Here is a 24484-nt window from a genome sequence, read left to right on the forward strand (position 1 = left end):
GGAGTCACGGATTCAGGTATATGGAATTATAAAACCAGTTTTAGGGCATGCGTTTTTTATACATCGAATGAAAACCGGTATTACAATCAAGGCTTTAGCAATGGCCTTCGGGGTTTTAGTGGGGGCATTGATACGTTGGAAGTTTCTGGTTAACAGTGCTGATAAAAGCTGAAATAGCACTCTGCAAATATTTAATAAAATAATATTATGATTATTATTGTGTAATCTGTTTTTTTATAAAAATAGCAAATTTTATAAGCCGATTAACGCTCGGCTCTTACGAACGCTTGCATGTAGAATAATAATTGGCTTGTGGCATATTAACGAAAAATATTTATATCGGTTTCTAGGTAAAACGAATTTACATTGTTTTAACATTAAAGTTTTTGCATAGGGAAAACCTATTTAATCATAGAAAATAAATATTTTACTAGACATAAAATATGTTGTTATATATGTCTCGAAAGTTGAATGATTATACGAAAAATCTATGAAGTAAAAATATTTTTAATTTATCGTATGACGCTCGAAATGAGAATTTTTAAATGATGATTAGCTAATTCTATTGTGCTCTTGGCTGTAAAAAATAGACAGGGGAAACATCTTTCGTGGTTATCTTGTTCCATTTAACGGATCAAGCAGCTGTTACATATTGCTGAGGCGTATTTCTCTTCTAACGCAAAGCTATATGTAAGTCGAAATTCACATGAATGTCAAAAAACGGTTGGAAACATAGTCGACACGTTTAACGATGGCACCCTTTTTTTTGATTACAGGAGCATAACATCATGCCTTATAAAAGAATTTTTCGAAGTGCGATGAAGATAGAGAGGATAAGCCAATGAAAACTAGTCTTGAAGAATACTTGTCGGCATACGGCATTAAAAGTTCCGGGTTTAAATTAGCGGTTATCCTTGTTTTGTTGGGACTAACGTCAATAAATGCCTATGCCCATCGTGGTGCACAAGAAGAGGTTGACGCCTGTAAAACTCGGCTTGGCTTTGAACGCGTGCATTTTACGGCATATACTCCAACGCTGACGGGTGACGCGGAATATTGCGATATTATTCCTGGACTTGGCCCTACTAAATTGGTTTTCGATTACGAAGGTAAACGTCTGCGAAATCTTAATATCGAATTTGAGATTACTAAAGAGCCCGAAGGTACGAGGATTTTTTATCAGGAACCACAATTGATTAAAACTGGTACAACAAATGGTTCGGTCGATTTCAGCCAATATGGTGCGGGCCATTACTTGGCGCATATCGCTATCGTCGACAAGGATAAGCGCCTAGATTCACATATTCCGTTCTCCGTAGGATTGGAGTCGCTGCCAGGAAAAAGCTATATGCCACAGCTTGTGATAATTGGCAGCCTGTTTTTAATGGTCTATGGATTGTTTAGGGTGGCACAGAAGGAAACGCCCAATCACACTCCCGAAACATAATCCGCAAAAGCTATTTAACCAAATCTAACAAATAAGAGAGGCACGGCTATGAATATTAATCAGTTAAAGTCTTTTCTACTTGAAGGAAATAAGTGGTGGAAGGTGTTATTCGGATTACCTGTCGTGGCTGTGATTTTCATGTTGGGTCTGGATCATAGTGGCGATTCGGTAGAACTGGGGCAAGCCAGCTATCACCCCCAAATGCATAAAGACCGCTGTCAACCTGATCAGCTTAAGGGCGATTCTGGTGCCAGTTATGGCGAATCGACCGAAAACGGCATTAAATACAACGTCCGCACCCCACTTAATTATGACCCTTCTATTGCTCACCCATTATTATTGGTATTTTCACCGGCGGGTTCGAATCGCGCCAAAACGGAGAAGACGACGGGATTGACCTTACCTGCTACGCGCGCAGGCTTTATCGTCGCCTATGCCGATCATCCGGAGTTATCGCCTAGCACCACTGTGGAATTAGGGACAATTCCGCATTTGATGGCCAAAAAATGGTGTATTGATGAAAAGCAGGTTTATATCACAGGGCATTCAGACGGAGGGACTTCGGCGATGGCGCTAGCGTTTATGACCGGAACACGACACATTCCACACGCTATTGCACCTAGTGCTGCTGGTATTACTTATGAGGATCTACGTGACCGCAAATGTCCAGAGCCCTTGTCGGTGATGATCATGCATAGCAGTAAAGATCGACTGTTCCCAGGATTTGGTCAGCAATCGGCCGGTTGGTGGGCATCCTGTAATAAATGTGATCCGATTCCGGATAAGCAAGGTGATGGTTGCATCTCTTATTCAGGGTGTGCAAATGGAGTAAAAACCTTATATTGCGAAGGTGATCAACCACATTCGCAATGGCCTCAGCTTGATACCCAAGTTATCGATTTTTTTATAACTTCTGAGTCCGTTGATAGAGTCGGTAAATTATGAACTCGCGTTGAAAATAAATAGTTATATAAAATAAAAATCAGTTTTCCTAGATGTTTCCTTGTTTTATTTTTATCTAGCGAGATGTTGCTATTTTAGATAATTTAAGAAAGATATATGACTAGCTCCATCAGAAACAAAATACCGCTAGTAGATCTATCAGCTATATAAACTCCCCAAGGGTGATAGTTGAAAGTAATTTCTACTTGTGGTATCTGATGGAGCTATTCATGCATCCTATTTCTTAACATTTATTCAAGTCAGTGAGATCAAAGATATTCATAGAATGATAGAGTTATAGTGATATTATAAATTTATATAAAATACACGAAATCAATTAGTTAATTAAAAATTAGAATAAAACTATAAGCCTTTATTATCACTAATATCAGTGCTCTTGTTAACAAACCTTTGATCATGGCCCTGTTTTGATTTGCCTAGTAGATGACTAATGACAACCGATAATTGATTTTAATGAATATTAATAATGACCTCATAAAGTTTATACATTTAACAGATGTTTTAAAACTCTGTAAGATTTTTCCAAAGTACGCTGAAGTTATGCGATCAGCGATAGCATACAAACCTTTTTAATCCGTGTTTAGTGAGTCAGTCATGGCATTAGGCTTTTTTCATCCAATAAGTGTAGTCACAGAAGGCTCTGTTCCAACCTCAGGAGAGTCATTCGTTGATTTATCTAATCAGCCTATAGATATAAAAGTCGGATCTAAGTTGTCTGGCCAGGAACCAACCCTAGCTATCCGAGACTTGGCTTTGGAAATGAAGAAGGCAAAAAATGAACTTCTGCGCTTACTTCTAGAAAATCCTATTGCCTATGGTTATTTGATTGATCAACTATTGGTTAGCAAAGGTGAAAGTGTCGATTATTCATTCAATATTAATGATAAAACCGTTGACGAGGAGATTGTTCAAAATAACGATCTTGTAAAATCCCATTTCACCTCGCACTTCCCCTTACAAAACAAAAATCAGTTTTTTGTTGGTAACAGTTCGGAATCAGTTCGTCTGGAAGATGTACATTTTTTTCCAGCATTTTTGATTCGGATTGCCGATCGAACTTTACATACATATCCCAACGACATCGCCCATAAAGTTGAGTTGGCAACTTCCCGCCGCCATTTGCAAGACATCCGACAAAGAATGATTGGCGCCAATACTGGTCTTGTGGCTTTTCTTGCGTATAAATACAAAACCAGCGCCTTAAGTTTTGACGATTTAATGCAGGAGGGCATCATCGGTTTGATCAGGGCCGTGGATAGATTCGACCCTAGTCGAGGGATACGCTTTTCCACCTATGCGGTGTTCTGGATCAAACAAGCCATTTCCAGACTGATCGTCAAGCAGGAAAAAGTGGTTCGCCTTCCGATTGCGATGGCCGAAAAAGCCTCAGTAGTGTTCGAGGCAATGAGAAATTGCTATCTCGAACACCAGCGTTGGCCGAGTCTGGTGGAACTCCAAGCCCGTTGCGAACTATCGCTGGAAGAGATTAAAACCATCAGTAGCTACTATCAGGCTACCCATTCCCTGGATGAATCGCTATCCGGTGAGAAAGACGATCAAACCCTGATGTCCAGCCTTATACAGCACCAGTTTCCCCAGCCATTGGACGAGCTCGTCGACCAAAATCTAAGCCTATACCTCGGCAAAATCGTCGCAAGCCTCCCAGAGAAGGAAGCCGCTATTTTGACTATGCGCTTCGGTTTAAAAAATCACACCGAGATGACGTTGCAAGCCGTCGCCGAACAATTGCACGTCACCCGCGAGCGGGTTCGGCAAATACAGAATAACGCCTTAAAAAAACTAAAACAAAACTTCGGTTATGACCTGATGCCGTTTCTAGAGCCTAACGATGGCTGAAAGAATCAGGTAAACCAACGATAACAAGAGGAGCGACCATGTCGTCAGAAAAACACAACACCAGCAAACCGACGCCACCGACCGACTGGAAGGCCGAGGCCGACAAATACTGGCAACAAGTCAGCCAACGCGGCGCCGATTTTTATCGCGACCACAAGCACCTGTTATCGTTGCGGAAAGTCGGCGCGGTATTGGGCGGCTCGCTGGCCCTGGCCTGGCTGGCGAGCGGGGTGTACATCGTTGATCAGGGCAATCGCGGCGTGGTCAGCCGTTTCGGCGCTTACGTCGACACCACCCAGCCCGGCCCGCACTGGCATATTCCGCTGCCGATCGAAACCGTCAAAATCGTCAATGTCGAGCAGCAACGCTTTATAGAAGTCGGTTATTCCAGTCGTGTTACCAAATCGGCCACCTTGCCTCAGGAATCCCTGATGCTGACCAGCGATGAAAACATCGTTACCGTCCGCCTGGCTGTGCAATACCAGATCAACAATGCCAAAGACTATCTGTTCAACGTCAAGGACAACGAAGCCACGCTGAAACAACTGACCGAAAGCGTGGAACGGGCGGTCATCGGTCGTAACGACATGGATTTCGTGCTGACCGAAGGCCGCAGCGAAATCGTCGCCGAAATCAAAGGCGAGATTCAACAAGCCATGGACGATTACCGCACCGGCATCACCATCGCCAGCGTCAATTTGCAAGATGCCCAACCGCCGGAAGAAGTACAAGGCGCATTTGAAGATGCCATCCGCGCTCGCGAGGACAAGCAACGGCTGATCAACGAAGCCGAAGCCTACAGCAACGAAATCATCCCCAAGGCCCGCGGTGCCGCCGCTCGCCTGTTACAGGAAGCCGAAGCCTACGAGGCGGAAAAAGTCGCCAAGGCCAAGGGCGAAACCGAGCGTTTCGACCAGTTGTTGGTGGAATACGAGAAAAACCCGGCCATCACCCGCAAACGCTTGTACCTGGAAGCCAAGGAAAAGCTCTACAGCGGCAGCAACAAAATCATGGTCGAAGCGGAACGCAACACGCCGCAGTTTTATATGCCGTTGCAATCGGCCCCAACCCATAGTGCAACAGCGAAAACGGTCCAAGCTCCCGAGATCAACAACGACAGCATAGCTAACGACAAAGGCACATCTCATAAAGCTGCTGCCAGCACTGAATTACGCCCCAGCCGGAGTAGACCATGAACAGCAGAACCATAACACTATTACCGGCCGGTTTAACCCTTCTGGCACTCGCTTACCTGTCGGTTTTTCATGTCAGCCAGAATGAAAAGGCTATCTTATTTCGTCTCGGTGAAATGGTCGCTTCAGACTTTACGCCGGGACTCCACTTTAAGACCCCCATCATCAATAACGTCAGTACATTTGATGCGCGTGTGCTGACCTTGGACACCAAGTCCGAGCGTTTTCTTACCTCCGAAAAGAAGAACGTTATAGTTGACTCGTTCGCCAAATGGCGGATCGGTGATGTGGGTCTTTTTTATACCACGGTCGGCGGCGACGACTATCAGGCCAATCTGAGACTCGAACAAGTTTTGAAAGATGCCATGCGCGGCGAATTTGGCCTCAGGACCATCAAGCAACTGATCTCCGAAGACCGTACCGAACTGCGGCAAACCCTGCTCACCAAACTGACGCCGGTAGCCGGTAAATTTGGCATCGAGCTGATCGATATCCGTATCAAACGTATCGATCTGCCGCCGGAAGTCAGCAGTTCGGTTTACCAAAGAATGCGCGCCGAGCGCGAACGGGTTGCGCGGGAATTCCGCTCGCAAGGCTCGGAAAGCGCCGAATCGATCAGCGCCGAAGCTGACAAGCAGCGGCAAGTACTGTTGGCTAATGCCCAACGCGATGCAGAAAATATCCGAGGCCGTGGTGACGCTCAATCGGCGGATATTTACGCTAAAAGCTTCGGTAAAAATCCCGAGTTTTATGCCTTTTACCGTAGCCTACAGGCTTATCAGACGGCGTTCGAGAAAACCGACGACACCTTGGTGTTGAAGCCCGAATCTGACTTTTTCAGATATTTCAACAGCGAAAAATAGAAACCAAATGAAAGGTGTAGGTCGGGTAAGGCGTCACCCGTCACCCGACACCCGACACGTTGGCTTCGATAGGTTGGGTGAGGCTCTATCGAGCCAACCCAGCCTGCAGCTGAACTTAATGCGGAGCATTCCCATGAAAAAACTCTTAATTTCTCTAACGATCATCACCGCCATCGGTCTGATTGTTTATTCGATTTTTAGCCGCAATCTGCCGGATTACGATCCGCATTACGACATCTCCTATTCGGATTTTATAGAGGATGTACGAGGTAAAGCAGTCACGGAAGTGACCATCAACGGCAATTATGTCGACGGCCGCCGTCAGAACGGCACTCGTTTTACTACCTACAACCCAAACGACATGCGGATGATTGATGAGTTGCTGGAATACGGCGTCAAAATCAAAGTAGAAAAACCGCAAGTACCATCGACCTTAATGCAGATATTCATCTCCTGGGCACCTATGTTGTTGTTAATAGCAGTGACCATTTTCTTCATGCGTAAACAGCAAATGGGTGGCGCCGGTGGTGCCAACAGTTTCGGCAAAAGCCGAGCAAAACTGATGGCAGAAGACCAGGTAAAAGTTCGTTTCAAAGATGTGGCCGGTGTCGAGGAAGCCAAGGAGGATGTCGTGGAGATGGTCGATTTTTTGAAAGACCCCGGCAAATACGAAGCACTTGGGGGGAAGATCCCGCGCGGTGTACTGATGGTCGGTCCTCCAGGCACTGGCAAAACCTTGCTGGCCAGGGCCATAGCCGGGGAAGCCGGAGTACCATTCTTCTCCATCTCGGGTTCCGATTTCGTGGAAATGTTCGTCGGCGTCGGCGCCTCCAGGGTGCGGGACATGTTTGAGCAGGCCAAGAAACGCGCGCCCTGCATCATCTTCATCGATGAAATCGACGCGGTTGGCCGCCAGCGCGGTGGTGCCGGCATGGGCGGCGGTAACGACGAGCGCGAGCAAACCCTGAACCAGCTGTTGGTGGAAATGGACGGTTTCAGCGGCAACGAGGGCATTATCGTCATCGCCGCCACTAACCGCGCCGATGTCCTGGATAAAGCCCTGCTCAGACCGGGTCGTTTCGATCGCCAGGTTCAGGTCGGCTTGCCGGACATCAAAGGCCGCGAGCAAATCCTCAAGGTTCATGCTGACAAGGTTCCCCTGGCCGACGACGTCAACATCAACGACCTGGCCCGCGGCACCCCCGGTTTTTCCGGCGCCGAGCTGGCCAACCTGATCAACGAAGGCGCGCTGTTCGCCGCTCGCCACAACCAGCGGGTGGTGACCATGAATGACCTGGACAAAGCTCGCGATAAGATGATCATGGGTGCGGAAAAGCGCACCATGGTGATGGGCCGCGAAGAGTTGTTGATGACCGCCTATCACGAAGCCGGCCACGCCATCGTCGGCCGCATCGTTCCCGAGCATGATCCAGTCTACAAAGTCAGCATCATGCCGCGCGGCGGCGCCTTGGGCATCACCATGTTCCTGCCTGAGCGCGATCAGTACAGCGCCTCGAAAGATAAGCTGGAAAGCCAGATATCCAGTCTGTTCGGCGGCCGGGTCGCGGAAGCCTTAATCTACGGTAAAAACAAAGTGACCACCGGCGCCTCCAACGACATCCAAAGAGCCACGCAACTGGCCCGGAATATGGTCACCAAATGGGGTTTGTCGGAGCGGCTAGGGCCTATGGACTATGGCGATAGCGAAGGCGGTTACATGGGGGCACAAGCCAAGCCGATGTCGGAACAAATGGCACAGATCATCGACGAAGAAATCCGGCATATGGTGGACAGCAACTACCAACGCGCCGAAACCATTCTCAAAGCGCATATCGAGATCCTGCACAACATGGCGTATACGCTTCTGGATTGGGAAACCATCGACAAATTTCAAATTGATGAATTGATGCAAGGAAAAATTATTGCGCCGCCTATATTTGAAATTCATGAATCGAGCATTGATGACATAAAAACAAATCAGAATTCAGAAGAAGTTGAAAACGACCAATTAGCTCAAAATATATTTGCATTATCTTGAGTCTAATTTTAATTAGATAATTTTTGGTAAAACCAATTTTTATAAATTTCATTATCTATATGTACATGGCTTTTTTTATATTGATGAAAATTTACATTGGTTTATTTTTTACTTTTGATTATTCCATATTGGGCTTGAGTGATTCGGCTCGATTAATAGCAGTAACTAACGTTTAGGAGAAGGTCTATGAAAACCACACAAATATTCAGAAAGAGTTTCCTTGGATTTCTGGGGATGATTTTTTCAACCATTCTTTGGGCGCACGGCGGTGCGGCCGGCACAGATACCGACCAATGCAAGTTCGAACTGGAAAAAGATCATTGGCTGCATTACACGGCTTATCAACCGAAAGCTTATCCGGCTAAAGATTTTTGCGGCAGCCTTCCCGATATCAACACGCTGACGCAGTTGGTATTCGACTACCAAGATCAGCGTTACCGCAACATGGCGATCGAATTTGAAGTCACCAAGGAGCCTGAAGGAAAACGGGTTTTCTTTTCGGAAGCCGAGAAACACAAGTCCGGAACCGTGGTATTAAATATGCCGGATGGAGTAGCTGAACAAGGCAAATATCTGATTCATATTACCTTGCTGCAAGATAACGGCGATAGACTGGATGCGCACATGAACTTTAAGGCAGGGGTAGGGCAACCAGCCAGCAAAAGTAAAATCGGTATATACATAGTCGCGTTCTTGACTATTCTTTATTTAGTATATTTAACCAATGCGCGCTTCAAACGCACAATAGGTAAATTAGTCAGAAGAACTCACGCCGAATCTAAAATCTAAGCCTTTAAAGGTTAAGGAACCTCTGATTAATTACCGGCGAGCGATATAATTCAGCAACAGCCCTGATTTCGAGATAACGCGCATGGAACAGTATCAACAACTTAGTTTTGCGGATGTCGAATACGCCAACAAAGGTAAACTCACACGGCGGGAAAAGTTTCTGAACCAACTCGAAGAGCTGTTGCCGTGGTCAGTCATGGGAGCGGTGATTGAACCGCATTACGCATCCGGTAAAGGGTATGGCCGCAAGCCGTTTGCCTTGAATGCCATGCTTCATGTTCACGTAGCGCAGATTGTCTACAACTACTCCGATCCTGGCATGGAAGACGCGCTGTACGAGATTGAGTCCCTGCGACGTTTTTGTGGGATTCGCCTGGAAGCCGTGCCCGATGAGAGCACGATTTTGCAATTTCGGCATTTGCTGGAACAGCACGGCTTGACCGAGCAAATCTTCCAAGCCATCAATCAAACGCTGAGTGAACGCGGGCTGTTTTCAAGAGCCGGCACCATCGTCGACGCCAGCCTGATTGCCGCGCCGACCTCGACCAAAAACACAAGCCAGTCACGTGACCCCGAAATGCATTCCAGCAAAAAGGGTAATCAATGGTTTTTCGGCAGCAAATTTCACATCGGCGTCGATAGCGAAACCGGCTTGGTGCATACGCTCAAAGTCACCGCAGGGAACGTAAGCGACGTAGCCGAAGCGGCTGCCTTGCTGCACGGCGAAGAGCAATTCGTGCACGGTGACGCCGGTTATCAAGGCTTGGACAAGCGCCCCGAGATGCCCACCGAAAATCCACCGATCTGCGTGATTGCGATGCGCCCTGGCAAACTGACTAAGCTAACGAAAGACGACAGCGAAGAGGCTCAGTTACTGCGGGCGGCAGCCAGAGAGTTGGCAAGCCGCCGCGCCAAGGTCGAACACGTGTTTCGAGACATTAAGATCCGCTTTGGTTACGCCAAGAATCGCTATCGTGGTATAGCCAAAAACGCCGCCCGATTAACCTTTTTAACCGCGATTGCCAATGTGCTGCGCGGTGATGCGTATGAGCGTCGATGCCTCATTGCGCCTGGAATTTGAAAATAGGCTTGGAAATGGGCTTGTTTTCGAGAAAAACCGGCTCGTTTGATGAAAAAACGGTCGATTATTGAAATCTTTGACCAATCTTGGAAATTACTGCCGCTCAAAATGGCAGTTTTTCAGAGGTTCCTTAAGAGAAAGATGAGCCAATTGTTAGATTTATCTGTTCGAATTGCAAAAGCGAGAATAATCTTTCTAAAAATACGCGCCCAATATCGCGAAATATCCTACTCAGACCGGCAGATGCTTTGTCCTTAAATCCGTTTTTGTGTATTGGCTAGCAACACATTGATGGCGTAAGCGACAACAAAAAAAACCACCGGGACGGCGCGTGGCGTAATCGGAAACGGCAAGGTCAAACTGACCAGCAACAGATACAGCGCTCCCAGGATCAGATAGAGGCTGTAGCGATGCGCCATGGGACTGGGGTAATCGAAATTGGTCTGGCTGATCTTGCGCCGCACCAGTCCGTCGACGACAAACGGCAGCAAGGCGGCCGCCAGGTACGGTAACCAAATACACGCCGTGGTCAGGCGCTTGATCATTTGAAAGATCGTGTCCCACAGCACGTTGAGCCGGCTTTCGATGAAGGGAAACAAATCGTTACGGCCCACATCCTCGAAACCTTTGGACATCTGCCGTTCGCGCTCGGTCGGGATGAAGTAGCGGAACACGCTTTCTCGGATGCCGGTGGTAACGAATAAGCGATCAAACCAGCGTTGCGCGGTTTTACTGATCTGTGATTCTTTATCGGCGCCAAAATAGCCGATCATCATCCGGTCTTCGGCCCGTTGCAGTTCACGCGTCCAGCGGTCGGAAACGAAACTGGCCACCAGGATCACTTCCAGTAGCCAAAGCATCAGGCTGAACAACAGATTGCGGGTCATGAGCTGGCACCTTGGTGATCCCGTTGTCGATTCAGTTCCGACCGCAGTATCGGCAAGCGGCCTTTGACAATGCGGCCGCCGGATAACTTGGCGATGTAATGCAAGTCAGGCAATTGTCCGAGTAACTGCGGCGCAAACAAGTCACCTTCTTCTTCCATCAGGCGCTCACCGACATTGCCGGAAAACACCGTGGGATTGGTTGCGCTGGTGGCCACGCCTTGGGTGCGCATGATGTATTTCAAGCGGGTTTTGGGCAGATTGTCGGTGATGTACTGCTGAGTCTCGCTGTCCATGATCCTGAGCGCGATCAGGTTGTTGACGTTGCCCAGCACTTGCCGGGCTTTGTCCTGAGAACCGGTGCGGGCGGCAAAGTCGGCAAAGGTCTGGGTGGCGATGAACAGTCGAATCTTGGCGCCACGGCCTTTGTTCAACACCTGAATGAAGGGGTCGTTGATGACTTCAGCCGCTTCATCGACAAACACATTCACCGGTCTATCCGAGACGCCGTAGTTGTAACGATCACCGGCAACGGCGGCCAAATCGGCCAACAGAATCGAACCAATGGCGCTGCCCACCATGCCATCCGATAACGAGTCCAAACCAATGTAAGCGACCTGGGCTTTTTCAATGATGTGGCCGGTATTGGTAATGGGACGCAAATCATCCACGTCATGCGGATTGGGCGATAGCAGAGGCCCCAAGGAACCGGAGGTCAGCATGTTCATGATCGGAATCAAGGAGGCGACCATCTTGCTGAAATGTGCCCGGTCATGTTCGAACAAGGACAACAGGCCTTCCAAATCCAAATTGGGCAATTGGTACTGCACGACTTCTCTGTAAAACCGCACCAGACCCACGGCTTTGGAATCGATGTCCTTGGCGTTCTTCAGGTAAGGCCGTGCCTCTTGGCGCCAATGGCCCAGGTTATTGTCGAAATAGCGTTCCAGGGCCTGAATCACCAATGTCGAAGGACCGCCTTCCAAATAACGACGCAGCTTGACCAAGGTTGGCCGTTCTTCGATCACCATCAAGCCTTGAATCACGTTATCCAGCGATTTTTGGCCAAAGGCTTTGAACGGGTCGTTACTGCTTTCGCTAGGCGAAATGGCGCTGATGCGGCTGGCGATTTCCGAAGGCCGGTTGAAATTGTGCAAGGGATCAAGGCGCACGCTGTCTTCCGGAAACGCCGGGTGGAAATACACGAAGCGATCCGGGCGCTTGGCCAAGGCGCAAGCCCGTTTGGCGCAGGCCATCAAATCCTTGTCGCCTTTGGGATCGATGATGATCACCGCTTCGCCGCGCAATACAGCTTGTGTCACCAACACGTCGAAGGCGCGGGTTTTGCCGGCGCCAGTGGTACCGACCAGTAATGTATGGCCGGCGGTATGTTGCAAGGGTTGGCGAATGTCGCCTTCGGAGACTTCCAGTCCATGAATCCAGGCCGAACCCATACGTTGATGATCGCTGGGAATTAGCGTCGAGACATCGCGTTTCAAAATCTCATAGGCCAATTGCGCATGCTTTTGCACCCAATCGAATCCCCAGCCGAACCACAAGGCCTCGGGATGATGTTTCACCATCGCTACCAGCTTTTCGGCATCCAGATATTGGAACCGAAACTGCCGCAATCGGTGTTTGCGGTACCAGAGACTCAACGCCGGCGACAGCCGCCAACACGCCATCACTCCACACGCCGTCATCAGCCAATCGAAGGGTTCGCGCGGCAAGCCCGACCAGCGATTGGTCCAATATGCCAATCCGGCACCGCCCAACCAACCCGAGATGGCATACACCTCGAAGATCGGCCGCCAGGGAAACTGGTAGTCGTAATCGGATTTCATGGGCGTAACCGAACCTGGATGCCTTCCGTGGCGCTGACCGAGCGGCAATCCGGATGGTTGGCGATATCGAGCATCAGGCGAGTGCGCTTGATTGTCGGATGTTGCGTTAGAAATTGTTCCAGCGCGGTATTGGACACTGTGTGCCAGTGACCGTCTGGCGATGATTCATTGGGCGGAATGTTTTGTTGCCGCACATGTGTTATCAGCAAGTCGATTGTTCCGGGTTTTGCCGGTGGGGTTGTTAGGGGAGCGCTTGCCTTATCAGGTTCGGAATTGACCGAACTGTCTGACGCCTTGCTGCTGATTGATTTTTGCTTGCCGATCGCTTTTGATTTGGGCTGGACAGGCTTAGTCTCCAGAGGCGTCGCGTCTTGAGACTGAGAAGCCTTAAGTTGATCTCCGGTCTTGTCAGTATTGCTACTAGGAGATTGCGGAGATGACGCTGTAAGCGTGGCTTTGGCTTGGAATTTCAATAATGCCTTCAAAGCCAAACTCGGTTCCAATGCCAGCAGGACGCCGCGAACCGATTGAATGGTTTGTACCTTACGCATCGGCGATAGGACGTCGGTCACCAGCCAACCATTGTCCTCCAGGATTTTGATGAACTGGGACGGATCGACGGCGAGTTTTTCAGCCGTCGCCGGAAACGAGAGCAAATATTTATCCTGGACTTCCAATAGATCGCTGCCTAACTGCCATTGGCCTTGATTGAGCATAGCGGCGATATCCATTAACCATTGGCCGGCATCGCCGTGGTTTTCCAACCAGCACTTGGCGCTGTCGGCCGGATTAGCGATGCTTTTCGTATCAGTAGAGGAAAAATCACTCTTTGCCGCTGAATCTGTTTTTTCTGTGTTGGTCGGTTTGGCTGGCGTTTCGTTTTTCGGTTGTTTTGTCTGACACAACGAAGGGGCGCCATCGGTTGATGTAGATTCCGACAGACCTTGATCGGGATCTGGTGGCAAGGTATTCATATCCTTCGCGCCTTGCGAATTTGAAATGCCAGGTGCCGATTCAGTTAACAGCGGGTCGGGTAGGGCACTTGGGTCGTGTGCCGGTTCTGGTGGGTTTGCTTCTGGCAAAACTGAAGCAGGATTATCAGTGCGTTGGAATTGCTTCAGAGCCGCGACGTTCTTGGCTTTTGCCGGTTTGCTGATTTTCGGTGCCGGATTGGTAACCGGTTCGGGGTTTACCGCAGTTGCATCCTGTTCGCTAATTTCGCGCGCTTCAACCACGGGCGGCGGCTCGCCGCTGAAAATCAGTTCTGCGGATTTCAGACGCAACAGATACAGCGTATTTTCCAAGCCTTCAGGCTGCATCTGCCAATAACGGTATTGCCGGCCATCCGGCCAGGACTTAGGGATTGCCAAGCCGCGTTCGATCAGAATGTCCGCCAAGGTGTCTTCGTCACGCGGAATGCCGGGCACTTTGTCCTTGGCCAGCAATGTGACGATATCTTGCGCACCGGCACGCCAGACGATATGCAGGCCATCCTCAAAACGCCATAGCCGAGCGCCTTTTTCGTTGACGGTCCATTGTCCGGACTTGACCAATCGGCGCATGGCGTCGAACAAGTACTTTTCCACCGGCATGCCCAAGGCCGAGTCGATGTTTTGATAATGCGCTTTTAAATCCCGTTCCACACTTTTGCAGTCGGCGGTTATCACCAGTGCGTAAACTTTGGAGCCGCGGTCCAAACCGTTAATGGTTTCCAGCATGGCCTGCATGATGTCGGGGCCGGACTCCAGAATGAATGTGCGGGCTTCGCGGGTTAGGACGCGCTCGATCACCAAGGCCGAAAACTGTTCATGGCGTTTATGGCGGTTATCCCGCCAGCGCAGAAAGTATCGGTCGATCTCATTTCGTACAGCCCAGTCGGTGATGTTTTCATCGCAAGGGTTCCAGGTATGTTGCCCCTGTGCATCGACCACGGCGATATCGGCGACCGGTTTGCCGATGTCATGCAACAGCCCGGCAAAACAGACCGCCAGTCGCCAGCGTAATTCTTGTGCTTTTCGTTCCTTGGGTGATGCTGACGTGGCAAACAAACTGCCTTGAGAAGCCAAAGTGGCCCAATGGGCGACTTCCAATCCGTGCCGAAATAAGCCACCGGCGCCGCGATGATGATGCGACTCCGACGCCGGCAACAAGTGGCTGTAGGCAGCATAGCGGCGTATGACCGGCGCGGCTATGGTTTGATAAAGACTATCCGGCATGGCAAGCGCCTGTTCAATGGCCGCAATCAATTCCGTTTGACTGGACAGGATGCGTTCCACAGGCGCAGCCGGCAGACCCTTCATGAAGGGCGGATAACGCGGCACGTCCTCATCAATCGTTGTCGCAACCGGACCTATAGGCGCGGACTCGACGCCAAACAGACGTTGCCGGATGCGGGTAATGAGCGTCGAAGGCGTATTTTCCATAACGCCGCATCTTGCCGGGAATTTTTCAATCGTTGCTTGCGGCTGACGACGAATTCGACGTCAGCTGCAAGCAGGCTTCGCAAAAGAGTGTTTAGTGTAACGAGCTCCCTTTAATTACCCCTGGAGCTCTCATGAAATCCAAATCGCTCGCAATCCATTGTCTTGTGTCCGTACTGTGCGGCACGGCCTGTACTTCGCTGAATCGGCCTGATGCCGCCGTGAGCGAGACCGTCATCGAATCGATTGTGCCGATTCAACCCGAACAACCCTGGCGCCTGGATAATGCTTGGCAGCCAGGAGGATTGGGTGGTTCGGTATTTCGGTCAGCATCGATTGAACACGTTGTCAGGCAAGTCGATCAGCCGCTTGGCGTTTACGTGGCAAGTGACGACGCAGCGGGCCATGTCCTTAATGTCAGCGCGTCCCACATCCCAGATAGCCCGGATGACGATGCACAGGTCATCGAACGCGCCTGGCGAAAATATTGCCATCACCAACTCGATATGACACTGGAGGAGCTGGCGCTAGTCAAAACCATGACTATCCCACACAACGTGCTGAGCCATGGCTGCAATCCTGGCAGCTTGAAGAAGTGAGGCGGCCGTCATGGACAGAAATAGCACAAACCATTCGCTCGACAATCTCACCGAACGTTTTCAGTCTCTGACGGAGCGGAAAAAGGCCAAATTGCGGGTCGTCGAACCCATGACTTCACTACCCAATTGGCCGTCGGCGATACGCGGTACGCCCAATGCTTGCTTACGGAGCGCATTGTTCGCCGGCATCCAAGGCAAGGAGCGCATTGCCTACAAAAAACGAACATTGTTGGCTGCGGTCGATGGCATTGAGGTTCGTTACCTCGGTATACAGCTCAATCAATCGGACCTCGATGTCTGGATGCAGATCGTGCATTTGTCCCGGCAACAATTACCGGGCTTTAGCGTGACCTTCAGCGCCCATGCCCTGTTGACAGCATTGGGGCGCGGCAGTGGTAGAAGCCAACATGAATGGTTGAAAGAAGCTATGGCCCGCTTGGGAGGCGCCTTTGTCGAAATCACCTTTCACGGCCGGGATGCCTTCGGTGAAAAAGGTTTCTTGCGCTATTACCGTGATGAACTGACGCAGCGCTACGTGGTGGAGTTGACCGAATCCATGCTGCGCCTGTTCGAGGAGGGCTACACCTACATCGAATTCGAACAGCGGCAAAAATTGCGCAAACAACCTTTGGCATTATGGTTACACGGTTTCCTGTCGTCCCATGCGGCCCCGTTCCCGATGAAAATTACCACCGTTCACCGACTGAGCGGCAGTGGCTCGAAAACCTTGCGTGATTTCAAATATCGGTTGGGTAAAGCGTTGGAGGCCTTGGTGAACATCGGGACTTTGGCTAGCTTTGAATTCGCTGATGATATCGTGAAGATCAAACGCCAGCCGACGCCCAGTCAACAGCGTTTTCTGGGCGACCAGCAGCACTAAAAAGCACGGCATTAGACCGACGCTATTTTGGGTCGGTCGAAGCCTCTCGATACGGCATTAGGCCGACGCGGATACGGCATTAGACCGACGGAGGCACGGCATTCGGCCGACAAGGTAACGGCATTAGACCGACGGGCACGGCATTAGACCGACAAAAAGCACGGCATTAGGCCGACGTTTGACACGGCATTAGACCGACGCTTCGAGCAAGTTGTGAAATCGCCGCAGGCCATGCTATTCGTGGGATTCAGCAATTCTCTTGCGCTGAAATTTGAGGGTGCTAATCTATATATAATCTTTTTTTAATCTATATATAGGGACTGGTGATAGCAAGGATTTCTTTTTTGAAACGAATGCTAGTGAGGAGTTTGTCACTGGGCTTATTTGGAACGCCCTTGGTCGTCTTGTGACGACCCAAACCCGTCTATCGAGTTTCTCCAAACCGGTCATTCAGTGAAATACAGATTCTTCGAACTGCTGGACTATAAAGCAATGGTATGGACCCCTCCCACCTAACGGCATCAATGTGCCAGTTTGGTAAAATTTAACTTTCCAAACACACGGCGGAGGAGTCCGAGATGAATATTAAACGAGTCGGAATTGACCTGGCAAAACAAGTTTTTCAAGTACATGGTGTGGACTGTCATGATAAAGCAGTGTTACGAAAACAACTGCGTAGAAACCAATTTTTAGGTTTTTTCGCTACGTTGTCTCCTTGTTTGATTGGCATGGAAGCTTGCGGTGGAGCCCATCATTGGGCAAGGGAGTTACAGAAACAAGGCCATACCGTGAAACTGATTGCACCACAGTTTGTTAAACCCTACGTCAAGAGCAACAAAAACGATGCCAATGATGCTGAAGCCATTTGTGAAGCGGTAGGGCGGCCTTCGATGCGTTTTGTTACCATCAAGACGGTTGCCCAACAAGACTTGCAGGCTATCCACCGGATTCGCAGCGAATTGATTCGTCAGCGGACTGCCAAGGTTAACCAGATCAGAGGCTTGTTGGCGGAGTATGGGCTAGTTGTGGGTCGACAAGTACACGTTTTGCGTCGAGCTTTGCCTGATTTGTTGGAAAATGCCGACAACGGTCTCAGTTTCGATTTCAGGGCGTTATTGGATAATTTGCGGGCAGACCTCGTTCATTTTGATGAACGGGTGGCGGAAATGGATAAAAAAATCCACGCCCTAGCCCACAGTGAGCCTGCTGCCAAGCGGTTGCTGAGTATTCCCGGCGTTGGCCCAGTTAGTGCCACCGCTATTCTTTGTGCAGTAGGCGATGGCAAACAGTTCAAACGTGGACGGGACATGGCGGCTTGGCTGGGGCTAACACCCAAGCAGCATAGCAGTGGAGGTAAAGACCGCCTATTAGGGATGAGTAAACGGGGAGATACGTATTTGCGAACCTTACTGATCCAGGGTGCCCAGTCAGCACTCAAGGTGATCGACAAGAAGACGGATCCGAGGAGCCAATGGTTGCAAAACTTATGCGGCAGGCGGCCTAAAAACGTAGCCGCAGTGGCCTTGGCGAATAAAAACGCCAGGATAGCTTGGGCATTGCTGAATAATGAGACCAATTATCTTTCGGAAGGCAAACCGGCTTAAGTCCGAAGGCAAGCCTTCAAACTTAAACCGGTTGAGATAAAACACCGTTCAACCACGATTTGTAAAGCAACAGCAACAACTACTAATGGCGAACAGGTCGAACCGGCGTTTGCAAAACCTGAAACGTCTGCTGTGCTTTTAAGCACGCCAAAGCAATAAGGAGCAAACGCGCGAATAGCCCATTATGGCCAGAGCTTTTGAGCTCGTTAACAGGCCGGATATACGTGTGCAGTCGTACCTAATAACCAATGGTGATTATTGCTTGCAAAACGGGAGGGGTCCATATACAGACGTTGGTGACCTCAATCTATCGGCCAATTGCAGACCTTCATCGCAATCAGTAAATTTATTTTTTAATTTCAGTCTACACATAAAATATTGGGATGCAAAAGCAATACCCATCTACATGGGTGTTTGATACATCACTGAAACAAGCTGACAAAAAACCTGACACTGCTGACGACTAGCATTGCGCATTTCCGTACCCAGTGTGTATTTATGGTAAGGACTGAAATTGACGACGATTTTTTCAAAATTCACCGCCAAGTTTAAGACATCACGGTAAACAGGAATATGAAACCATACAAGCCACTCAGGTAGACGCCTGAGCTGAATCGTTATAACTTGGTGAAAGTACAGATATCTAGACAAATAACGGGATCAGATACAAAGTATTGTGTTTATCTTAACGAGCCTTGGCATAAACAATTATGACAAACCGACTGCCCCAGAAAGCCTCCTCGACTATATCGATGCTCCAGGATCTTGCGAAGTTGGCAAACTATTCTCTCATGGACACGCTCAACTGTGACCCTGACGCGACAAAAAACGGTGACGACCACGCGCCGCGACAAGTCTTTACGGGACATTATGTCCCCGTCAAGCCGACTCCAATCATAGACCCTGAGTATGTAGCTCACAGCAAAAACTTTTTTTCCGAGCTTGGCTTTGCCGACAGCATGGCAGAGTCCTCCGATTTCGTCCGCATGTTCTCCGGCGACATCTCTCAGGTTCCAGAGCCGATGCGCAAGGTCGGTTGGGCGAGTGGGTACGCACTTTCCATCTACGGCACTGAATACATCCAGCAGTGTCCGTTCCAAACTGGCAACGGATATGGAGACGGTCGTGCAGTTTCTGTGCTTGAGGCCGTCATCAACGGTCGACGCTGGGAGATGCAGCTGAAAGGTGGCGGCCGCACGCCATATTGCCGCGGCGCAGACGGTCGCGCTGTCTTGCGGTCGAGTATCCGCGAGTTCTTGGCTCAGGAGCACATGCACGCACTGGGCGTGCCGACATCGCGGTCTTTGAGTTTGTACGTTTCAAAAACGGAGAAGGTAAAGCGACCATGGTACTCGGAAGGTTCGCGCTCGGAGAATCCTGACATGCTTATATCTGAGGCTGTCGCCATATCGACACGTGTCGCGCCGTCGTTCATTCGCGTCGGCCAACTTGAACTTTTCGCTCGCCGTACCCGTAAAAACGAACACCCGAAAGCGCTGGAAGAACTGGAGAAGATTGCGCTGCACTTGATTGATCGTGAGTACGCTGACGTTGTCAATAAGCAATTCACAACTCCCGATAAATTGGTGTTGCTGGCGCGCGAGTTTCGTAGCCGCCTCACGTCACTGGTGGCGAACTGGATCCGCGTCGGCTTCTGCCAGGGTAATTTCAACAGCGACAACTGTGCAGTCGGTGGTTTTACACTTGATTATGGCCCCTTCGGCTTTTGCGATGTGTTTAACCCCCATTATCAGCCTTGGACGGGAGGCGGTCATCACTTCTCGTTCATGAATCAACCAAGCGCAGCTCAAAGCAATTTCGATATGTTTTGTTCGTCGTTGCGGCCGTTGCTGGCATCGCATCAGGACTATTTGCTAAAGCTCGACGAGATTCAAAGTGGATTCTCGAAAGTTATGGAAGCGCAAATGGAAAAGATGTGGGCCGCCAAGCTGGGTCTTAGTACTTTGAAAACAGCGTCTCATAAGGCACTTTGCAGCGCACTACTCAGCGAGCTAGGAACACTCATGATGCAAACGCCTGTCGATTACACTATTTTCTTCCGCGAGCTCTCGTCGGTACCCGACGACATTGGCTCACTCAAGAAAAGCTTCTACAATAACGCGGCGCATGATACTACCCCCAAAGAGATAGATAAACGTTGGGCAGCGTGGCTCGCGAAATGGAAAACACTTCTCAGCAGTTCCAGTGAGGAAACTTCTAGGCAGATGAAGCTTGTAAACCCAAAGTACATTTTGCGAGAGTGGTTTGTTGTGCCGGCATATCAGCAAGCAGCTGTGGGAAATTATTCTCTAATTCGAGAACTTCAGGACGTGATGACGCAGCCATATGAAGAGCAGTCGAAGGACGTGGAAGATAAATACTATAGGTTGAAACCGCCTGAGTTCTTTGAGGTGGGTGGATTGTCCCACCTTAGTTGCTCGTCGTGATTCGTTGGAATTGAAAAAGTAGTGCCAGATACGAATGGCACTTACTTAAGCTTCTTCGGATGCCCATATTTTTTCACGTGTTCCCTCGCCTGACCTCTTGGCACAACAAGTAATTGTAACGGCTCGCGTTTGAAATCAGTTGGGCTTGCAATCAACGCCGATTTGAGCCCAAATTAATTGCAAATGAAATAACAGCCGGGCTCACATTATCTGCAAATCTGCTTGCATTTATCCGCACTGGCTTGCATTTCATTTTCGTGGGCTCACAATAAATGCAAATGAAAGTGGGCTCCAAGCTATCAAGAATTGACGTGATTGCGGTGAGCTACATCGGCTTCTTACGACCCTTTCCTGCCTGTCGCGTTTCTCAAAACCGGCCAGTCGGCCAAGTCAAGAATCTGCGAACTGGAGGTCTACAAACCAGCCATTGGCGAACTAAACCGATCGGCCATAAGAGACAATTAGAAGTTTCGCTGTAATGGCAGTTGTAGAGTTTACAACGGCCGATCAACTGCTTTGCCATACTTAATCTGGAAGGTCTTTTTATTCACCCTAGTAAATGTGAATTACCCGATTGCATTACCGGACAGAAACAAATCCGAGGGATTGAATAGCTTTAAACCAGCTACTGGCCGAGTACCAATGTATCTATAATCGGGCAATACGGTTTATTGTCTCCGCTACAGGTTTGCGCCAACCGAGCCAGAATGTCGCGCATTTCAGTCAATTCGGCAATGCGTCGGTTCAAATCGTCGACATGGGATTGGGCCAGCGCTTTGACATCAGCGCTGGCCCTCGCCGGGTCTTGCCATAGCGAAACCAGATCGCGGATTTGGTCCAGCGAAAACCCCAGACCCCGAGCTCGTTTGATCATTCGCAACACCTGCAAATCGGTGTCGTTGTAGGTCCGGTAGCCCGATACGGTGCGCACGCTTTTTCTAATCAGTCCGATACTTTCGTAGTGACGAATCATTTTGGCGGATACGCCGGTCATTTTCGAAGCTTGGCTGATATTCATCGATCACTCTCCAACATGGATGGACAGAAAGCTGCGGGCGGCAAGTTCGCCGCCCGCAAGCAGGTTTGGTTAATGCCTGACGACCTGCAAGAAGCCGGCAGGTTTCCAAGTCCTCAGCAATAAGGCGTTGCCAATCACGCTCAGCGAACTGAATGCCATCGCCGCTCCGGCCAGTTGCGGGTTGAGTAAACCCAGAGCCGCCAATGGGATGGCAGCGAGGTTGTAACTAAACGCCCAAAACAAATTTTGCTGGATTTTGCGGTAGGTTCGCTGTGCAATATCGAGCGCGGCACCTACCAGTATCGGGTCGCCGTGCATCAGCGTAATGCCGGCAGACTGCATCGCGATATCGGTGCCGGTCGCCATGGCAATGCCAACGTCGGCGACTGCCAGTGCCGGCGCATCGTTGATGCCGTCGCCAACCATTGCCACATGGTGGTTCTGCTGTTTCAACAATTCCACTTGATAGGCCTTATCCGCCGGCAATACTTCGGCAACTATGTCGCTGATGCCTAAAGCCTGGCCGACTGCGTTGACGCTGCCGCGATTATCACCGCTCAACAATACGGTTTGGATATTCAATGCCTGTAATTGTTTGATGGCAGGATATGCAGTCGTTTTGAGTCGGTCACCAAAGGCCATCATGCCTAGCAATCGTTTTTGCGGCGCATCCATCGCCAGCCAGGACACCGTATTGCCGGCAAGCTCCAAGGCCTGGGCACGTTCCGCCAGATCACCTAGATCAATGCCCAATTCAGACATCAAGCGGCTATTGCCCAAACGCAAATCTTGGTTATTCACTCGTCCGGATAGCCCTCGTCCAGGCAAAGCCGTGACGGCATCTACCGGCAAGGTTTGAATCTGTAACTCATTTGCGGCTTTGAGCACCGCCTTTGCCAAAGGATGCTCGCTACCAGTTTGCAGCGAAGCGGCCAGCCGCAACAAGTGTTCGCGGTCGATACTCAACGGTACGGCTTCGACCAAGTAAGCTTTTCCCTGCGTCAAGGTTCCGGTCTTGTCGAAAATAACGGTGGTAATACGATGGGCAATTTCCAGCACTTCAGGGTTTTTGATCAGTATTCCGTGACGGGCGGCAATGCCGGTGCCGGCCATCAGCGCAGCGGGCGTTGCCAACCCCAACGCACAGGGACAGGCAATCACCAATACCGACACGGCGTTGATAATAGCGGTTTCCATGGCGGCACCATGCAACCACCAACCCAGCCAGGTCATCACGGCAATGGCTAGTACCACCGGCACGAACCATGCGCTGACCTTATCCACCAAATGTTGAATCGGCGCCTTGGTCAATTGCGCGTTCTCGATCAAGCGAATCATTTTTGCTAATGAAGTCTCCGCGCCGACCGCATCGGTATGCACCAGCAATAAGCCTTCGCCGTTGATGGCGCCGCCGGTCACCTTATCGCCGGATTGTTTGGCGATAGGCATACTTTCGCCGGTAACCATCGATTCGTCGATATGGCTACTGCCGTCGGCGATGGTGCCGTCGACCGCGATACGCTCGCCGGGGCGGACGACGACCAAGTCGCCGACGCTGACGCTTTCAATCGCAATTTCCAACTCTCGCTTGCCGCGTTTGACACGAGCGACTTGCGGCTGTAACGCTTGTAAAGCCGTAATCGCCGAAACGGTTTGCCGTTTAGCCCACGCCTCCAGCCATTTGCCAGTCAACACCAAGCTAATCACCACCGCTGACGCCTCGAAATACAGATGTGGCGCCATACCGTCAGTCGAGCTTGTCAATTGGTAAACGCTCAAGCCATACGCCGCACTCGTACCCAGAGCCACCAGCAAATCCATATTGCCGGCACCGGCTTTCAGCGCTTTCCAGCCCGCCCGGTAAAAACGCGCCCCTAGTACGAACTGGACCGGTGTCGCCAAACCCAGTTGCAACCAGCCCGGCAGTGAAACTTGAGTACCGAAAGGCTCGAGTAGCATCGGTGCCAGTAACGGTAGCGACAATAACACCGACACCAATACGGCCAATCCATCTCGCGGCTTTGGTTTGCTTACCGGTCGCTCCGGTTTGGCCGAGGCGCGATAACCGATAGCGCTAACTGCGTTTATCAGCACGCTGGCATCGACTGCCGTATCGGTTTGGACTAAGGCGCTTTCCGTGGCTAAATTTACGCTGGCTTGCTGTACGCCGGGAATCTTATTCAGCGCCTTCTCGACACGCCCGGCGCAGGACGCGCAGGTCATCCCCTCTATCGACAAGTGAACCGAACGATCTGCCGCCTGGCTGGAGTTATGGGTTTTCATGATCAAGTCTCCTGTTGTAATTGACTGTGATCAAAGTGTTCGGCTTACCACGATGGGAAGGTCAATAGTTTTTTGCGTTTTTTAGTTACGGGCATTTATTGAAAAAAATCGATACTGGGAAAGATGCAAGGCTCTAAACGAGTGGTTTATTGACGATGGCATAAATCACATTGGCTGAAATCTCGGTAACCGATTGACTTGCCAAGTGGTGGAGATTGGCCTGTTTCACTTTCTGTAACTCTTCCCCATTCAACTGCTCCAAGGTGCCCCGATA

The 24484-nt window shown here is 50.0% G+C and carries 17 protein-coding genes; 12 read left to right on the forward strand and 5 right to left on the reverse strand.

From position 1 onward, the window contains the following. The first annotated feature begins 841 nt into the window (after positions 1 to 841). The 8 genes from A1332_RS17440 (at position 842) to A1332_RS17475 (ending at position 10231) form a co-directional block, all read left to right on the forward strand. Entirely contained in the window at positions 842 to 1447 is a 606-nt protein-coding gene (locus A1332_RS17440) for a hypothetical protein (RefSeq protein ID WP_064009717.1), read from the forward strand. Between the two features lie 48 nt (positions 1448 to 1495). Beyond that, positions 1496 to 2392 (forward strand): alpha/beta hydrolase family esterase, encoded by an 897-nt coding sequence (locus tag A1332_RS17445; protein ID WP_064009718.1) that lies wholly within the window; start codon positions 1496 to 1498, stop codon positions 2390 to 2392. A gap of 612 nt (positions 2393 to 3004) precedes the next feature. Next, positions 3005 to 4267, forward strand: a complete 1263-nt coding sequence (locus A1332_RS17450; protein WP_231886508.1) for a sigma-70 family RNA polymerase sigma factor — start codon at positions 3005 to 3007, stop codon at positions 4265 to 4267. A 38-nt stretch (positions 4268 to 4305) separates the two neighbouring features. Continuing rightward, positions 4306 to 5463, forward strand: a complete 1158-nt coding sequence (gene hflK, locus A1332_RS17455) for an FtsH protease activity modulator HflK (RefSeq protein WP_064009720.1) — start codon at positions 4306 to 4308, stop codon at positions 5461 to 5463. After that, positions 5460 to 6323: a protease modulator HflC gene (gene hflC, locus A1332_RS17460; RefSeq protein ID WP_064009721.1), complete on the forward strand. Its 864-nt coding sequence runs from the start codon at positions 5460 to 5462 to the stop codon at positions 6321 to 6323. Before hflK ends, hflC begins: the two co-directional genes overlap by 4 nt. Before the next feature lie 133 nt (positions 6324 to 6456). Then, complete coding sequence (gene ftsH, locus A1332_RS17465) at positions 6457 to 8361, forward strand: ATP-dependent zinc metalloprotease FtsH (protein ID WP_064009722.1); 1905 nt, start codon at positions 6457 to 6459, stop codon at positions 8359 to 8361. A 186-nt stretch (positions 8362 to 8547) separates the two neighbouring features. Then, the gene (locus tag A1332_RS17470) at positions 8548 to 9150 is read left to right on the forward strand and encodes a hypothetical protein (protein ID WP_033193891.1); all 603 of its coding nucleotides are present in this window, start codon (positions 8548 to 8550) and stop codon (positions 9148 to 9150) included. A gap of 82 nt (positions 9151 to 9232) precedes the next feature. Beyond that, complete coding sequence (locus A1332_RS17475) at positions 9233 to 10231, forward strand: IS5 family transposase (RefSeq protein ID WP_020481735.1); 999 nt, start codon at positions 9233 to 9235, stop codon at positions 10229 to 10231. Between the two features lie 254 nt (positions 10232 to 10485). On the opposite strand, the gene A1332_RS17485 is transcribed toward A1332_RS17475, so the two are convergent. Genes A1332_RS17485 through mobH form a run of 3 tightly spaced genes read right to left on the reverse strand, consistent with a single transcriptional unit; the run spans position 10486 to position 15382 of the window. Continuing rightward, complete coding sequence (locus A1332_RS17485) at positions 10486 to 11118, reverse strand: DUF4400 domain-containing protein (RefSeq protein ID WP_064009724.1); 633 nt, start codon at positions 11116 to 11118, stop codon at positions 10486 to 10488. Next, positions 11115 to 12959: a conjugative transfer system coupling protein TraD gene (traD, locus tag A1332_RS17490; protein WP_020481732.1), complete on the reverse strand. Its 1845-nt coding sequence runs from the start codon at positions 12957 to 12959 to the stop codon at positions 11115 to 11117. The genes A1332_RS17485 and traD overlap by 4 nt, the downstream gene beginning before the upstream one ends. Further along, positions 12956 to 15382, reverse strand: coding sequence for a MobH family relaxase (gene mobH, locus A1332_RS17495; RefSeq protein ID WP_064009725.1), 2427 nt, complete (start codon positions 15380 to 15382; stop codon positions 12956 to 12958). The genes traD and mobH overlap by 4 nt, the downstream gene beginning before the upstream one ends. A 131-nt stretch (positions 15383 to 15513) precedes the next feature. On the opposite strand from mobH, the gene A1332_RS17500 reads away from it, so the two are divergent. The 4 genes from A1332_RS17500 to A1332_RS17515 all read left to right on the forward strand — a co-directional run bounded on the left by A1332_RS17500 (position 15514) and on the right by A1332_RS17515 (position 20909). Further along, complete coding sequence (locus A1332_RS17500) at positions 15514 to 15978, forward strand: hypothetical protein (RefSeq protein ID WP_064009726.1); 465 nt, start codon at positions 15514 to 15516, stop codon at positions 15976 to 15978. 10 nt (positions 15979 to 15988) lie between these two features. Next, complete coding sequence (gene trfA, locus A1332_RS17505; protein ID WP_064009727.1) at positions 15989 to 16858, forward strand: plasmid replication initiator TrfA; 870 nt, start codon at positions 15989 to 15991, stop codon at positions 16856 to 16858. A 578-nt stretch (positions 16859 to 17436) separates the two neighbouring features. After that, positions 17437 to 18462 (forward strand): IS110 family transposase, encoded by a 1026-nt coding sequence (locus A1332_RS17510; protein WP_064009728.1) that lies wholly within the window; start codon positions 17437 to 17439, stop codon positions 18460 to 18462. A gap of 791 nt (positions 18463 to 19253) precedes the next feature. Continuing rightward, positions 19254 to 20909, forward strand: a complete 1656-nt coding sequence (locus tag A1332_RS17515) for a protein adenylyltransferase SelO (protein WP_197491496.1) — start codon at positions 19254 to 19256, stop codon at positions 20907 to 20909. A 625-nt stretch (positions 20910 to 21534) separates the two neighbouring features. Here the strand turns inward: A1332_RS17515 and cueR are convergent. Together cueR and A1332_RS17525 are read right to left on the reverse strand one after the other, a co-directional pair. Then, a complete protein-coding gene (gene cueR, locus A1332_RS17520; RefSeq protein WP_064009730.1) occupies positions 21535 to 21927 on the reverse strand; it encodes a Cu(I)-responsive transcriptional regulator in 393 nt (130 codons plus the stop codon). 69 nt (positions 21928 to 21996) lie between these two features. Continuing rightward, complete coding sequence (locus A1332_RS17525) at positions 21997 to 24210, reverse strand: heavy metal translocating P-type ATPase (protein ID WP_197491497.1); 2214 nt, start codon at positions 24208 to 24210, stop codon at positions 21997 to 21999. Positions 24211 to 24484: the final 274 nt, after the last annotated feature.

The organism is Methylomonas methanica (genome assembly GCF_001644035.1).
In the GTDB taxonomy this organism is placed as follows: Bacteria; Pseudomonadota; Gammaproteobacteria; order Methylococcales; family Methylomonadaceae; genus Methylomonas; species Methylomonas methanica_A.

Coding starts and splice junctions, on each gene's coding strand:
- A1332_RS17515 (WP_197491496.1), top strand. CDS start 19,254: ATGGACACGCTCAACTGTGACCCTGACGCGACAAAAAACGGTGACGAC.
- ftsH (WP_064009722.1), top strand. CDS start 6,457: ATGAAAAAACTCTTAATTTCTCTAACGATCATCACCGCCATCGGTCTG.
- A1332_RS17525 (WP_197491497.1), bottom strand. CDS start 24,210: ATGAAAACCCATAACTCCAGCCAGGCGGCAGATCGTTCGGTTCACTTG.
- A1332_RS17440 (WP_064009717.1), top strand. CDS start 842: ATGAAAACTAGTCTTGAAGAATACTTGTCGGCATACGGCATTAAAAGT.
- A1332_RS17510 (WP_064009728.1), top strand. CDS start 17,437: ATGAATATTAAACGAGTCGGAATTGACCTGGCAAAACAAGTTTTTCAA.
- A1332_RS17500 (WP_064009726.1), top strand. CDS start 15,514: ATGAAATCCAAATCGCTCGCAATCCATTGTCTTGTGTCCGTACTGTGC.
- A1332_RS17450 (WP_231886508.1), top strand. CDS start 3,005: ATGGCATTAGGCTTTTTTCATCCAATAAGTGTAGTCACAGAAGGCTCT.
- trfA (WP_064009727.1), top strand. CDS start 15,989: ATGGACAGAAATAGCACAAACCATTCGCTCGACAATCTCACCGAACGT.
- A1332_RS17485 (WP_064009724.1), bottom strand. CDS start 11,118: ATGACCCGCAATCTGTTGTTCAGCCTGATGCTTTGGCTACTGGAAGTG.
- hflC (WP_064009721.1), top strand. CDS start 5,460: ATGAACAGCAGAACCATAACACTATTACCGGCCGGTTTAACCCTTCTG.
- cueR (WP_064009730.1), bottom strand. CDS start 21,927: ATGAATATCAGCCAAGCTTCGAAAATGACCGGCGTATCCGCCAAAATG.
- A1332_RS17475 (WP_020481735.1), top strand. CDS start 9,233: ATGGAACAGTATCAACAACTTAGTTTTGCGGATGTCGAATACGCCAAC.
- A1332_RS17470 (WP_033193891.1), top strand. CDS start 8,548: ATGAAAACCACACAAATATTCAGAAAGAGTTTCCTTGGATTTCTGGGG.
- traD (WP_020481732.1), bottom strand. CDS start 12,959: ATGAAATCCGATTACGACTACCAGTTTCCCTGGCGGCCGATCTTCGAG.
- mobH (WP_064009725.1), bottom strand. CDS start 15,382: ATGGAAAATACGCCTTCGACGCTCATTACCCGCATCCGGCAACGTCTG.
- A1332_RS17445 (WP_064009718.1), top strand. CDS start 1,496: ATGAATATTAATCAGTTAAAGTCTTTTCTACTTGAAGGAAATAAGTGG.
- hflK (WP_064009720.1), top strand. CDS start 4,306: ATGTCGTCAGAAAAACACAACACCAGCAAACCGACGCCACCGACCGAC.